The organism is Citrobacter sp. A316 (assembly GCF_002042945.1).
In the GTDB taxonomy this organism is placed as follows: Bacteria; Pseudomonadota; Gammaproteobacteria; order Enterobacterales; family Enterobacteriaceae; genus Citrobacter; species Citrobacter portucalensis.
In genome coordinates, this window is record NZ_MVFZ01000019.1 from 24,868 (window position 1) to 37,342 (window position 12,475).

Annotated in this window: 15 protein-coding genes; 7 read left to right on the forward strand and 8 right to left on the reverse strand. The window is 45.2% G+C overall.

Annotated features, from left to right (window positions below; genetic code table 11):
* Positions 1-15: 15 nt before the first annotated feature.
* Complete coding sequence (locus BZK41_RS20565) at positions 16-606, reverse strand: fimbrial protein (RefSeq protein ID WP_079939368.1); 591 nt, start codon at positions 604-606, stop codon at positions 16-18.
* Positions 607-1,181: 575 nt separating this feature from the next.
* On the opposite strand from BZK41_RS20565, the gene BZK41_RS20570 reads away from it, so the two are divergent.
* From BZK41_RS20570 to BZK41_RS20580, 3 genes are read left to right on the forward strand one after another with little or no spacing between them, the layout of a single operon-like run.
* Positions 1,182-1,634 (forward strand): hypothetical protein, encoded by a 453-nt coding sequence (locus tag BZK41_RS20570; RefSeq protein WP_249417978.1) that lies wholly within the window; start codon positions 1,182-1,184, stop codon positions 1,632-1,634.
* 57 nt (positions 1,635-1,691) lie between these two features.
* Positions 1,692-2,159, forward strand: coding sequence for a CaiF/GrlA family transcriptional regulator (locus BZK41_RS20575; protein WP_079939369.1), 468 nt, complete (start codon positions 1,692-1,694; stop codon positions 2,157-2,159).
* Positions 2,152-2,979: a hypothetical protein gene (locus BZK41_RS20580; RefSeq protein ID WP_079939370.1), complete on the forward strand. Its 828-nt coding sequence runs from the start codon at positions 2,152-2,154 to the stop codon at positions 2,977-2,979. Before BZK41_RS20575 ends, BZK41_RS20580 begins: the two co-directional genes overlap by 8 nt.
* A gap of 168 nt (positions 2,980-3,147) precedes the next feature.
* Here BZK41_RS20580 and BZK41_RS20585 read toward each other — a convergent pair whose 3' ends face one another.
* On the reverse strand, positions 3,148-3,861 hold the full coding sequence (locus BZK41_RS20585) for a GNAT family protein (protein WP_079939371.1): 714 nt from the start codon (positions 3,859-3,861) through the stop codon (positions 3,148-3,150).
* Between the two features lie 192 nt (positions 3,862-4,053).
* Complete coding sequence (locus BZK41_RS20590) at positions 4,054-5,523, reverse strand: PLP-dependent aminotransferase family protein (RefSeq protein WP_079939372.1); 1,470 nt, start codon at positions 5,521-5,523, stop codon at positions 4,054-4,056.
* A gap of 124 nt (positions 5,524-5,647) precedes the next feature.
* Between BZK41_RS20590 and BZK41_RS20595 the strand changes: the two genes are divergently transcribed.
* From BZK41_RS20595 to BZK41_RS20610, 4 genes are all read left to right on the forward strand, one after another.
* Complete coding sequence (locus tag BZK41_RS20595) at positions 5,648-6,097, forward strand: GNAT family N-acetyltransferase (RefSeq protein WP_079939373.1); 450 nt, start codon at positions 5,648-5,650, stop codon at positions 6,095-6,097.
* A gap of 167 nt (positions 6,098-6,264) precedes the next feature.
* The gene (locus BZK41_RS20600; protein WP_079939374.1) at positions 6,265-7,269 is read left to right on the forward strand and encodes a LacI family DNA-binding transcriptional regulator; all 1,005 of its coding nucleotides are present in this window, start codon (positions 6,265-6,267) and stop codon (positions 7,267-7,269) included.
* A 153-nt stretch (positions 7,270-7,422) separates the two neighbouring features.
* On the forward strand, positions 7,423-8,874 hold the full coding sequence (gene nhaC, locus BZK41_RS20605) for a Na+/H+ antiporter NhaC (protein ID WP_008783827.1): 1,452 nt from the start codon (positions 7,423-7,425) through the stop codon (positions 8,872-8,874).
* A 12-nt stretch (positions 8,875-8,886) separates the two neighbouring features.
* Positions 8,887-10,068 carry a MalY/PatB family protein gene (locus tag BZK41_RS20610; RefSeq protein WP_079939375.1) on the forward strand — a complete coding sequence of 394 codons (1,182 nt, stop codon included), beginning with the start codon at positions 8,887-8,889 and terminating at the stop codon, positions 10,066-10,068.
* A 405-nt stretch (positions 10,069-10,473) separates the two neighbouring features.
* Here the strand turns inward: BZK41_RS20610 and BZK41_RS20620 are convergent, their stop codons facing one another.
* The 5 genes from BZK41_RS20620 to BZK41_RS20640 are packed head-to-tail and all read right to left on the reverse strand — an operon-like array spanning position 10,474 to position 12,377.
* Positions 10,474-10,842, reverse strand: coding sequence for a TA system toxin CbtA family protein (locus tag BZK41_RS20620; RefSeq protein WP_079939377.1), 369 nt, complete (start codon positions 10,840-10,842; stop codon positions 10,474-10,476).
* A 20-nt stretch (positions 10,843-10,862) separates the two neighbouring features.
* A complete protein-coding gene (locus tag BZK41_RS20625; RefSeq protein WP_079939378.1) occupies positions 10,863-11,180 on the reverse strand; it encodes a type IV toxin-antitoxin system YeeU family antitoxin in 318 nt (105 codons plus the stop codon).
* 17 nt (positions 11,181-11,197) lie between these two features.
* Positions 11,198-11,419: a DUF987 domain-containing protein gene (locus tag BZK41_RS20630; RefSeq protein ID WP_079939379.1), complete on the reverse strand. Its 222-nt coding sequence runs from the start codon at positions 11,417-11,419 to the stop codon at positions 11,198-11,200.
* An 8-nt stretch (positions 11,420-11,427) separates the two neighbouring features.
* Positions 11,428-11,910, reverse strand: coding sequence for a RadC family protein (radC, locus tag BZK41_RS20635; RefSeq protein ID WP_079939380.1), 483 nt, complete (start codon positions 11,908-11,910; stop codon positions 11,428-11,430).
* Between the two features lie 8 nt (positions 11,911-11,918).
* On the reverse strand, positions 11,919-12,377 hold the full coding sequence (locus BZK41_RS20640) for an antirestriction protein (protein ID WP_079939381.1): 459 nt from the start codon (positions 12,375-12,377) through the stop codon (positions 11,919-11,921).
* Positions 12,378-12,475 lie beyond the last annotated feature (98 nt).

A 12,475-nucleotide genomic window follows, 5' to 3' on the forward strand; every position in this document is an offset into this window, starting at 1 on the left:
GTAACGGGTAATATTTTATTTATAGTTCATTGCATAAGTAACATCAGCAGCAACGGTTCCTGTTGCAACTGCATTACCATTTTTTTCCAGACGGGCACCAAATTTCAGTAAATTATCGCCAGATGTCAGACCATGATCCGCTGAGACAGCATTAGCCGCCAGTGGTATATTTCCCGCCATGGTATCCATCAGACGAATACCTACTCCCTGAGCAGTACCCGTATTTGCATACAAATCTGCATTTGTCGCATCGGCAGAACCCGCAAACTGGACGGACACTTTAGAGAATGCAGGATAGTCGATGGTTCCAGTACCACTGGTTACACCCGTATGTGCAGTCAGATCACAGTTTTGCAGATGAATTGTGATTGGCTGTGTGAGAGAATAACCAGCACCAGCTTCCAGAACTTTATTGGCAACCTGACCCAGTGGAACGTCAATATCTTCGTCTCCCGGGGCAATGCTGCATGGAGAGTTAATCACGCTACCAGTGAAGTGTAAGGTACCATGGCCATAATCAGCACCTGTTGGGACTGCTGCCCATGCACCGTTCGCCATACCGCCAGCAACGCAGGCCGATAAGATTAACTTGTTTACTTTATTCATTTTTCAGTCCGTTCATTTAGGCAATTTAGACAGATAAAACCTGACATACTGTTCTGCTTATCGGTTAACGGGGAGCGTTATTCAGTGTGTGAAAACTCGGGCTATCAACCAACCGTCACTTCGTAGCATTGCTAAAAAGCCTAATCATTTTTTGTATAATGTTTACAACAAATAAAATCGATCTTTACGATCGATAATAACGAGTAGAACGCTAACCATCACGTCAAAAACCAATAACCAAAACTAAGAATATCGCTGATAAACAATGATATAGATAACTTCCAGAATGATTTAGTTGAAACGCTATCTATCTATACTTCTGACAAAACCTGCCTTTATCGTTCGAGGTTATAAACCTGCGATAAAGCAATCAAAACTATGCTGAGGCCTTTTATCGCGGGCATTTCTATTGCTCAAATATTTATGCTAAATAGCAGAGGTCTGTTTCTATCATTTTGATGCGTGTCACCTATCTTATCGATTGATATTTTTTGCTTTTAATATTATCCATACTATTAATAGGATGTTTTCATGACACAATAATTATTTTGACTTTTAATGCACACGGTGCGCTGATGAATAATATCAAACAGAAACAGCTGGAAACATTTTGGATCGAAGTTTTACATAGATCAAAAATGCAATTAAGCGATATGAATATTGGTAAATTCCATCAGTGGAGAGCGATTATTGGTGACAGAAAGATAAATCGCTTATTAAAATTGATGGAACTAATACTGTGTCCAGACAACAATAAAGTTGAAATAAAATTCATTATTGATTTAATTAATAACCAACTTAATGGACAACTTCTTTTCAGTTGTTTTAGAACAAGTGGCAGAATAATAGTAAAAGAAGGTCTGAAAGGTGACATCTACTGCATGCCTGTTTTGTACGTGATTATTCGCTATTTAATAGATAACTCAACTACAGCTCTCTCAGTAAACAAAGAACAGGACCAGGATGTTGACATAAAACAAATGTTTATATCTAACCCTATTAAACTAACCTTGTCCCAAACGTCGTAAAGATAAGAACTGAACAAACTTTAACAACAACATTGCTGTTTTAAATAGGATAATAGCATGAAAAATAAATCACTAAAAAAAATAAATTATCACAATGCAATTATACCCAAAAGTGTTTCACAATACGCAAAGCAACCACTGTATATCATTATTTCCCTATGGTGCCAGCAACAAAAAAAATGGGTTAATCGTAACGACATCGCTCAGGCTTTTTCTATGCCAGAACGAAGAGCATCGTTCCAATTATCATATATTTTAAGTCGTCCTAACTATATTCATTTTCGATCACGACTGCAGACACAACCAGGAATGCGCCACCCATGTAATGAAATATGGGTAGAACGCGTCATCATTGAATCAATGAAGAACAAAACAAAAAGTTCGTACCTACCAGATACAAAATCCCGGAGAACGATTATGGGATCTTATCGTTCACGAGTTGGAAATGGTATGTCAGGTAGCAAAGATGTGTGGCAAACCCTTGTTATGATGCGGAATGCAAAAGCGGAGGGAGGTGATGAATAACCTTAGCTATAGTGAATGCATCATCGTTTATGCACTACAATGGCCTGAAACTTATGCGATCGAGGGGTTGTATAATCAGGTTTCGCCCGCCACCCAGATTGAGCCCTGCTTCTCGCCAGAATCACTCATAGAATTATTGGAGGCATATACCACTGCGCCAGTAATCCTCGGAATACTGCCGCATGAAAGTGTCATATTATTATCCAGATTAACACATTATCTACAGCAGCGACGAATACTATTTTTTGGCCAAAAATTTAACTATGCCGACCGCGTAGTTCCATTCTATTTTTTACCAATGGATATTGAATTTATTGAATGGACGAATAACACGCCAAAAAAAATCCTGCCGATTTTATCAAGCTTTATCATACCTGAAGCTGTTAAACCTGATATTGATAAAAACCATCCTACCCCCCTTCTTCCATCTAATGCTGACGAGTTAATATATCATGTCAACATCTATATCTATCAAATGCTATCAAACTATGGAGTAGGAAAACAATCAAGAAGAGTCCTACTCATGTTAGCAAGTAGTTTATCAATTCGGAAAATTGCAAAAATATTAGATATTAATATAAAAACGGTAAGCTTATATAAACTTAAAGGATTATATCGTCTGGGTATGGGAACAAGTAGTTATGATGTTTATCGAGGTATTTTTGTCAATACCTTACTACAGCAATATAGACCAGATGATAAATGCCATCAAAAAATGGAGTTTCCCAGCAATCAAGTCAAAAAAGAAAACAATAAAAACCTACTATTACTTATTCAGGCACTAGACCAAGAAATTGACATAGCTGAGCACTTTCAGTGAAAAATATCATTTGAGATAATTAGGTACTCCCCCTAAGGCTATATTGGGGAGCATCCTATGAATAACCCTGATTTCCCCCATTCACCACACACACATAATCAATTAGAAGTTGGGGAGAAAAAAGTTAACACGTTCTTTTTCTTATATATACGCACTATTACCGCTTGTTTATGCCCTTTCCATCAGCTCTCCAAGGCGCTTTATCTGCCGTCCCTGGTTATCGAAATTACGCTCATCGAGCCACAGATCGTAGGCCGGTCGAAGTGTCGGGTACTCAGCGTCAATGATTGAGTACCATGCAGTATCTCGATTACGCCCCCGCGTGACAACAGCCTGACGAAATATGCCTTCAAAACTGAAGCCAAAGCGCTCCGCCGCCCCACGGGAAGGCGCATTAAGCGCATCGCATTTCCATTCAAAACGGCGATAGCCCAGATCCTCAAAAACGTACTTTAAAAGCAATGAGATGACTTCCGTTGAAATTCGCGTGCGTTTCATGCGTACGGAGTAAGAAACATGCCCTACCTCAATCACACCATTTGAGGGATCAATACGCATCAGTGCAAACGTACCAACAGGTTTCATACTGGTTAAATCGATCACGGCAAAATGCATCGGATCTGTCTGTTCTTCCATCTTTTTTAAATAAACCTGGAAGGCATCAAAAGTTTCAAAAGGCCCGACCGCCAGATATGTCCAGTCACGACAATCGCTTGCTTCGCAGTACGCTTCATACAGATCTTTTGCGTGGCGTTCGGCGTTAATGCGTTCAAGCTTACAATAGCGACCAGTTATTTGCTGGGCCTGTGGAAAGGGTGCACCTTTCCAGTCAGGCAGGGATACACCCACAGGTTGTTGGAATTGATTAAAGATGCCCGACATATCCATACCTCTTACATAACAGGACTAAACCAGCGCAGGGTATGATCAAACTAACCAGACCAAAAGAACCACAATGCGTGTTTTTAACGGATCCACACTTTTTAATTGTACAAAAATCAGGCGCTTTATTTTTACACGTAGCGAAAGAAACGTATTTACTGCATTAATGCTAAGAGCTGAATAAATTATAATTTAAATAACCTGAGCCAGACGACGAATCCCATCAACAATTGCCTCTACCGGATGATTTGCAAAACCAATCAAAACCCCCTGTCGTGAGACATCGCTCTGGTAATAACGACTTAGTGATAATATTCCCATCTCTAGTAATCTGGCTTGCTCCTCGACTTCATTTCCAGTTAATCCGTTTTGTAGCCAGCACACAATATGGACGCCAGAGTCAGAAGGCTGCACAATCATTTTATCAGCCAGATATTCCTGAATAGCGTTGACCAGCGCAGTTCTTCTTTCATAGCATGCCTTACGAATTCGGCGCACATGACTGGCATAGTGACCATCCTCTATAAAACTCGCCATCACAGCCTGCTCAAGATAACTGGTGCCAAGATCGGAAAAATATTTCGTCACCATAATCTGTTCTTGTAAACCCGGCGGGACAACTAAAAAACCTAAACGGAATTCCGGGTACATCATTTTAGAAAATGTTCCGGCATAGATTACGCGTTGATTCTGATCTAATCCTTGCAGAGCCTGTAAAGAACGGTCGGCATAACGGAACTCGCTATTATAGTCATCTTCAAAAATCCATGCCTGATTCGACTTCGCCCATTCCAGCAACTCAAAACGGCGGGATAAACTCAACGTTCCACTTAATGGATATTGATCCGACGGGACGACATAGGCCAGCTTAGCGTCAGGAAAATGATCAATACCATAGCGGACGTTCATTCCCTCGCTATCAACCGGTACCGGCCTCACCATCGCGTCAACAGACATGAAGGCTCCACGGGCGCCTTTGTAACCCGGGTCGTCCAGCCAAACGTCACTTCCTGCCGACAACAATGCTCGCGCAGTAATGTTCAATGCCTGTTGAATACCATTTACGATGATTATTTGATCTTCGTTACAGTTCACTCCACGTGTTGTTTTAATGTAGCGGCAAACCGCTTTTCTCAAAGGAAGGTACCCGCAAGGATGAGTGTGAGCTCCCAGTTGATGCCGGGATTGTCTCCAGACACGTTGTAGTTGCTTTCCCCATAACGCATGCGGGAAGAGATCCGTACACCCGACACCAACCGCAAATAGACGGTTCATGCCGCGCCCTTCATACTCATTTGACCATAAATCGCGAACAGGATTATTTCGGCTGTGAACCTGTTCATCAGGCAAGACAATGTCCCCCGACGCCATCTTTGGATAGCTATTGCTGATACTCCGATCCGGAATATTATGTGAGACATACGTTCCAGACCCTTTACGGGTCAGGATATACCCTTCATCTAATAGCCGGTCATAACCAGCGATCGCTGAGTTTCGTGAAATTGACATCATCTCGGACAACGCCCTGGTTGACGGCATTTTTGTTCCTGGCGGCAATCGCCCTTCGAGGATGTGATCGCGGAGGATGTGGTAAACCTGCTCCTTAACCGCTCCTTTTCCTAAAACAAATCCTTGAAATAAAGGCGCATTGTTTTTCTTCATTGTATTAACCTTTATACTAAAAGTGGATCCTATCAATATATCGAAAGTGTCTCTTTACGAGAATTTATAAAATTCTTAGTATCATCATACTAACACATTACTCGTACAAAATATCAGGATATATATGATTAACATGAATACCGTTACTATTGAAAGTGCAGAACAAAAAGACTACGCCAGCTGGCTTCCTTTATGGATAAACTATCAAACATTTTACCAAACTATAATTTCAGATGAAGTTACAAAATTAACGTGGGAGCGTTTCCTTACCCCGAGCGAACCTGTTTATTGTGCTGTAGCCAAATATAATGGGAAAATAGTGGGGCTGGTGCACTATCTCTTTCACCGCTCAACCTGGGCAGAATCAAATTATTGCTATCTCGAAGATTTGTTTGTTAGCGAAGATGTACGAGGTCAACACATCGGTAAACAACTTATCGAATATGTCCAACAACAAGCCCAAAAACACCACGCGTCAAGATTATACTGGCATACGCATGAAACCAATCTCCGTGGGCAACGTCTGTATGACTGGGTGGCCAAAAAGAGCGGAATGATCGAATATCGTATGTAAGGATAATAATACTCAGGAGAGTATTTAATTATTCAGTACTAAAAATAAGCCTCTGAGTAGATATACTCAGAGGATGTCTCGGTGACAAATCCCCCCAATCTGAATAAGATAAGGAAAAAAACCAGCGATAAGCAAATTCTTAAGAATCAAAAAGGTAAAGAGCCAGCATGGCAACGATAAAGGATGTTGCAAAGTTAGCGGGAGTGTCCACCGCAACAGTTTCACGAGTTATTAATCAAACCGCATGGGTTGAACCCGTGACGCGTGAACGTGTTGAAAAAGCCATGCGTGAACTGAACTATCATCGCAATGCCGCCGCTATTGCATTAGCGAAACGCAGCGGCGACATGCTCGGGTTATTGACCGGTAATCTTGCCGATCCTTTTTTTGCCAGGCTTGCCCGAGGCGTGGAAGAAGTATCACGCCAGCAGCAATTTCGGCTGATGGTATGCAGCGGTGGCCACGATGAAGGAATGGAAAAATCAGGACTCGATTTCCTGATAAACCAGGGCTGTGAAGCTATTGTTGTCCATGCCAGTAGGCTGTCTGAAAAGGAACTGTTGCGATATGCCGCTCATTTTCCTGCCATGGTGGTCGTGAACCGCTATATTGCCGGGATGGCCAATCGCTGCGTGTGGCTGGAAAATAGCCAAGCAGCCAAAACAGCCACGCTACATCTCCTGGAGCAAGGACACCGTTGTATTGCCTGCGTGACAAGTGACTTACCGATTATCGATCGCCGTGAGCGGCTGGAAGGCTATCGCCAGGCGCTGGCTGAATATGGCATTACGCCAGATAAAAACTGGGTGATTAGCGTGCCCTTCAATGAAGAGGGTGGCGAACGCGCTGCACATCAGCTGCTTAATTGCGGCATTCCTTTCACCGCAGCGGTAACGTTTAATGATGTGATGGCCGCCGGGATTATGCGCATCCTCCATCAGCAGGGAATTACACTTCCGCAACAGCTTTCGATCGTTGGATTTGATGATGTGGTGATGGCTCGCTATCTCTATCCTGCACTCACAACGATGCATTATCCCGTTGAGCGCATGGCTCGTTGCGCTTCGCAGCTGGCGATACAGCTTTTTAAAGGCGCAACTCAGCGTCCCAGCGTGAATAGTTTCACTGCGGATTTAGTGATCCGCGATTCTGTTCTTCCCCCCTCTCTCTGAAATCAATGCGTAAATCGTCAAGCCCCTGAATTGTGATCGACTTCAAGTTTAACGTCTTCATGTAATCGCTTACATGAGGGCCAATGAGCGATCACAGTCAGGCAAAAGGGTGTTCTCTACTCTTGAGCGACCTTACAGACTGGAGATTCATGAATGAATGCCTCTCAAAATCAGAAAAAAACACTCTCATTTGGACTGGCAGTGATCCCTATTTTAGCCATGCTACTGCTGTTAATTATTGGCTACGGCATCATGGGGCTACGTATTGAGCCTTTGTTGCTATGTTCTGCTGCAGTCGCCGCAGGCATGGCCTGGTGGCAGGGGTATTGCTGGGAAGACATCATTAATTCGGTGGTTGATAAACTAGCCAAAGCAATGCCGGTGATCATGATTCTTATCTGTGTTGGCGGTCTGATTGGTACATGGATGTTCAGCGGCACCATCCCTTACATGGTGTACTGGGGACTTAAACTCATCAGTCCCGAATACATTCTCATCGCCGCCTTCTTTTTAACCAGCGTCGTATCCGTATGTACCGGAACATCATGGGGTTCCGCCGGAACGGTTGGCGTAGCGCTGATGGGGGTTGCCGCCGGACTGGATGTTTCGATGGCAGCAGCGGCAGGTGCCGTTGTTTCTGGCGCTTACTTCGGTGACAAGATATCGCCGCTGTCAGACTCCACCAACTTTGCGGCCATTGTCGCAGATACCACCCTTTTCGAGCATATCCAGCACTTATTGTGGACTACTATTCCCAGCTTTCTGCTTGCCGCCGTGGTTTATCTTATTGCAGGTCACAGCAATATGCTCGGCGAGGTCGCCACGCCGCAACGGGTTACCGATATTGTCAACGCTCTGGAGTCGCTATACCACTTCAATATCATTCTGATTTTGCCACCGGTTATTGTGTTGTGGGGCGCGATTCGTAAAAAGCCGGTCATTCCTTTAATGCTGAGTGCATGCGTATTAGCCCTGATTCTGGGCGTTGTCATGCAAGGACTCAGCATCAAGCAGGGACTGGATGCCTTTATAGATGGGTTCAACATTACTATGTTCCCGCAAGGGAGTGAGGGCATTATTGCTGATGTTCCGCGCCTGCTGAACCGCGGCGGAATGTTCTCAATGATGAGCACCATCCTTCTGGTATTTTGCGCATTCTCTTTTGCCGGTGCCTTAACGTTAACGGGCGCACTCAACATTATCATTAACCGCTTACTGACGGTCATTCACAGTGTCGGTCAGTTAATTGCGGCAACCATTGGTACCACCCTTCTGGTGACCGGAGCGACAAGCGACGGCAAGCTGGCTCTTCTGGTTCCAGCTGAACTGTTTAAAGACGCATACCGTCGTATGGGACTGGATACTAAAAATCTGTCCCGCACCATTGAAGACGCTGGCACCGTCATTGAGCCGTTGTTGCCGTGGACCGCCGCCGGAGTTTATATGGCCACGACATTAGGAGTGAGCACGCTGGATTTATTGCCATGGGCGATTCAGTGCTATGCCGCAATCTTCTTCGCCTTGATTTACGGTTTCACGGGAATCGGTATTGCGAAGGCGCCATCAGTGGCAGAAACAGAAAAAAATATCACGGCAACAGAATAGGGAGAGCATGCAATGGATTTTAATAAGATTATCGATCGCCACGATACCGCCTCACTGAAATGGGACTTTATGGCGCGATATTTCGGTGAGGATACACATCAACTGTTGCCAATGTGGGTGTCTGATTTTGACTTTACTTGTCCGCCCGCTGTTCAGGAAGCTTTAACTCACCGCGTCGGGCACGGTATTTTTGGTTACAGCGAACGGCCACAAAGCTACTTTGATTCATTAATTTCATGGTTCTCAATCCGACATCAGCTGGAAATCAAACAAGAGTGGATCTGCAGTATTGAAGGTGTTGTTCCGGGATTATCGCTACTCGTACAAATGCTGAGTCAACCCGGTGAAGGCGTGGTCGTTCAGGGGCCTTATTATGGGTCATTCGCTAAAATTATCTCTCTGAACGGCAGACAGTTGCTGGAAAATCCGTTGTATGAGGACCCGGCTACCGGTTATCAAATGGATTTTGCTCACCTGGAGATGTTATTCCGGACTGAACATCCACCGTTGATGATTTTATGTAATCCGCATAATCCAACCGGCCGTTGTTGGTCTGTACAGGAGCTGGAACAGCTACTTACGCTGTGCGAGACCTATGATGTGACGTTGCTGTCTGATGAAATATGGGCAGATTTATTGCTTCCTGGAGAACAATTTACTTCAGTTCTGCATCTGGGAGAACGCTGGCATTCGCGTGTAATTTCAGCCACTTCAGCCAGTAAAACGTTTGGTTTGTCGACATTGCGTATTGCTAATTTTCTAATACCGGCACCGGCATTGCGTGAACACTTTTTACGCCGTCTGGATGCACATGGGCTGGATGTATTCAATGCGCTATCCGTCGAAGCGAGTACGGCAGCATGGCAACATGGTGCACCATGGTTAGACGAGTTACTTGGCTATCTGGCTGAAAATCGACGCTGGTTTATTCAACAAATTGATGAATATCTCCCGTGGGCTCGGGTTGTTCCTTCTCAGGCAACTTATCTATTGTGGATCGATTGCAAAGCGCTTGGACTGGATGATGAGCAGCTCAAATGGGTAATGCTTGATGTTGCCGGTATTGCGCCTTCAATGGGAAATAGCTTTGGTCCTACTGGAAAAGGTTTTATCCGCCTGAACATGGGATGTCCACGCGTCTACCTCGAAAAAGCGGTTGAAGGATTGAAGCGTATTGCATTTACATCTTGCTGAATCTACTCAGTAAACGAATCGGCCCTGGCGCAGGGCCGCTCGATATTATCAGCCATTTCGACGAGGCCTAATTAACGGCCGCTGAACTACCAACCAAAAATGCGATGCGGAGAACGTGGAGCAGGTTACCCAGGAAATAAGATGCGCACTGAAAACCGCAGTAAACGGGGTTTGCGTTTATTTCGGTAGACCTGGGAAGAGTTTGAAATGGTGCGATAATAGGAACATAACACAACCTATATAACCATTGATAAATATACATATTTTCTTGTTTCATCTTTATAAATGCCCCCTTTTGTGCCCCCACCTTGTTTTTCATGGGACTCGATGAGCCTTTCATCGAGTCGCCAATATCACCAATTTCGTTACAGACCGTGCAAATCTTCTCGACTCCTGGAGCTCTCCTCACTGCCGTGATCGGCTAAGAACAATATTACTTACTTCCCGATACGAACAACTGTTCATTAATCCGCATGCTCTCCTGGCATGAAGGATATCTGTCACAGTCAAATATGGCGCTTGTTCCTGTGAGGTAAATCCTGTGCGATCGATACGTACTAACTCATGCTTTTCTACAAGAAAGTTAACGGCATTAGCCAGAGTGATACCGGCATCGATATGTTCCTGTATAACGGTTTGATCCCAGAACGGCGTATCGTTCAGGGTCAGACCATAGTGTTTTTCCAGTAGCCGTGTAAGAAGCATTTGCCAGACTGCAACGGGCGACAGACAAGGCTTCGCCGCCCGCGAAATTGTAGCAGGTCGAGTTTTCATGTTTGCTCTCGTGAAATTCGTTAGCGTTGAGTGGGATAAATGGCGATATATACGTAGCCGCAACTACCAAGGGTATCGGCTTCGCAGGTAAAACCGTTGTGGTACAGAGTGACACAGTGGGCATGGCGAGGATTCATTTCACCAGTAGTCAGCATTGATTCCATCTGACTGATAAAATGCGGGAATGCGACATCCAACTTCAGGCATTCGGCATCACTAAACTTACCGGTGATACTTGCCCGGTCAGCCAGATAGTGCATCCGGTTGCCCTCCTGCACCAGACGTGCTCCCAGGCGCGGCGTGATATCCCGCTGCAGGCACCATGTGGTGTTGTTCATTTATAACCTCTTTATTGTCAGTTCAGGGTGATACTCATCAGGCAGGCGTAAGGCCCGTTGCGGTCCTGGCGGCGTTCGGCGTACACAGCCAGGACTCCTGTGATATCCGGAACTTCCCTGCCGCTGTAATGACAGACGCTACCGTGCCACTGATATTTTCCAGTGCAGTAGCGAAATATTCGGGACTCAGGATGCTGGCGATATATCGTCATTGCCCGGCGTTTACTGATAATTTTCATGTAATACCTCACAGCAGACCGTGTTCTGCGAACGAATAGATTTGCCTGCCGCCGACAATCAGATGGTCAGGGACGCGGATATCAACGAGCTGAAGTGCCTGCACCAAACGCTGCGTGATGGTCTTATCTGCCTGGCTGGGTGTGATGTCACCGGAGGGATGGTTGTGCGCAAATAACACTGCTGCCGCATTGAAGTACAGGGCGCGTTTGACCACCTCGCGGGGATGTACCTCGGTACTGCTAATAGAACCGGTAAACAGGGTTTCGTGGGCAATCAACTGGTTCTGCTGGTTCAGATACAGCACCATAAACTCTTCGCGCTCCAGTCCCGCCATTTTCAGTTTCAGCCAGTCACGGGCAGCCTGAGTAGAGGTGAATGCCACGCCTGTTTCGCGCAGGTGTCGATCAAGCAGTGTTAAGGCGCGTTTTATCGTGCGTTGTGCGGTTAGTGGAAGTATCGGACTTAGTGGGCTAAGTGACTGTTCCATCATGGGTATCCTTAATCAATAATGCGCAAAATGGCGCTGGATTCAGGGTGCTGCAGGGCGTAATCCCGCAGGCGGTAATAGTGCTCAGTCATGGCATCACATTCGGTGCGACAGGCGTGATGGCTGTATTCAATCAGACAGACAGCGATACCTGCGGCTTCCGCGCTCATTTGCGCACCATTACCGTTCATGCTGTTAAACAGATGCCATTTATCATCAATGTCAGCATCAGGAGCCATAAACGCGCCGCCATTGCTGAGCGTGTAAAAGGACCAGATACCACCGTTGTACTCATCACAGAAGCGGTCCATCCAGGTGAAAATACGGGGTTCCAGCGTGATCCACTGCGGGATAGTGCCAAAGTGTTGTGGCCAGAAATCGAGACGCTGTTCGTTAGGTACCTTCGTTACGGTCAGTTCAAATTCGGACTCGTTAGCAGATGCAAGATTATTTTGTGCCGCTGTTGTCATGGTTATGTCTCCGTCAATAAAAAACGCCAGCGGCGATGGCTGGCGTATGGGTAATAATGTGTGTTCGGGAAGGTTAAATGTTGCTGGTTAAGGGTTTG

What these genes read in the sequence shown, in the direction of transcription:
- BZK41_RS20575 (WP_079939369.1), top strand. Translation starts at nt 1,692, where the DNA reads ATGAAAAATAAATCACTAAAAAAAATAAATTATCACAATGCAATTATA.
- BZK41_RS20595 (WP_079939373.1), top strand. Translation starts at nt 5,648, where the DNA reads ATGATTAACATGAATACCGTTACTATTGAAAGTGCAGAACAAAAAGAC.
- BZK41_RS20610 (WP_079939375.1), top strand. Translation starts at nt 8,887, where the DNA reads ATGGATTTTAATAAGATTATCGATCGCCACGATACCGCCTCACTGAAA.
- BZK41_RS20565 (WP_079939368.1), bottom strand. Translation starts at nt 606, where the DNA reads ATGAATAAAGTAAACAAGTTAATCTTATCGGCCTGCGTTGCTGGCGGT.
- BZK41_RS20620 (WP_079939377.1), bottom strand. Translation starts at nt 10,842, where the DNA reads ATGAAAACTCGACCTGCTACAATTTCGCGGGCGGCGAAGCCTTGTCTG.
- BZK41_RS20600 (WP_079939374.1), top strand. Translation starts at nt 6,265, where the DNA reads ATGGCAACGATAAAGGATGTTGCAAAGTTAGCGGGAGTGTCCACCGCA.
- BZK41_RS20640 (WP_079939381.1), bottom strand. Translation starts at nt 12,377, where the DNA reads ATGACAACAGCGGCACAAAATAATCTTGCATCTGCTAACGAGTCCGAA.
- radC (WP_079939380.1), bottom strand. Translation starts at nt 11,910, where the DNA reads ATGATGGAACAGTCACTTAGCCCACTAAGTCCGATACTTCCACTAACC.
- BZK41_RS20585 (WP_079939371.1), bottom strand. Translation starts at nt 3,861, where the DNA reads ATGTCGGGCATCTTTAATCAATTCCAACAACCTGTGGGTGTATCCCTG.
- BZK41_RS20570 (WP_249417978.1), top strand. Translation starts at nt 1,182, where the DNA reads ATGAATAATATCAAACAGAAACAGCTGGAAACATTTTGGATCGAAGTT.
- nhaC (WP_008783827.1), top strand. Translation starts at nt 7,423, where the DNA reads ATGAATGCCTCTCAAAATCAGAAAAAAACACTCTCATTTGGACTGGCA.
- BZK41_RS20590 (WP_079939372.1), bottom strand. Translation starts at nt 5,523, where the DNA reads ATGAAGAAAAACAATGCGCCTTTATTTCAAGGATTTGTTTTAGGAAAA.
- BZK41_RS20625 (WP_079939378.1), bottom strand. Translation starts at nt 11,180, where the DNA reads ATGAACAACACCACATGGTGCCTGCAGCGGGATATCACGCCGCGCCTG.
- BZK41_RS20630 (WP_079939379.1), bottom strand. Translation starts at nt 11,419, where the DNA reads ATGAAAATTATCAGTAAACGCCGGGCAATGACGATATATCGCCAGCAT.
- BZK41_RS20580 (WP_079939370.1), top strand. Translation starts at nt 2,152, where the DNA reads ATGAATAACCTTAGCTATAGTGAATGCATCATCGTTTATGCACTACAA.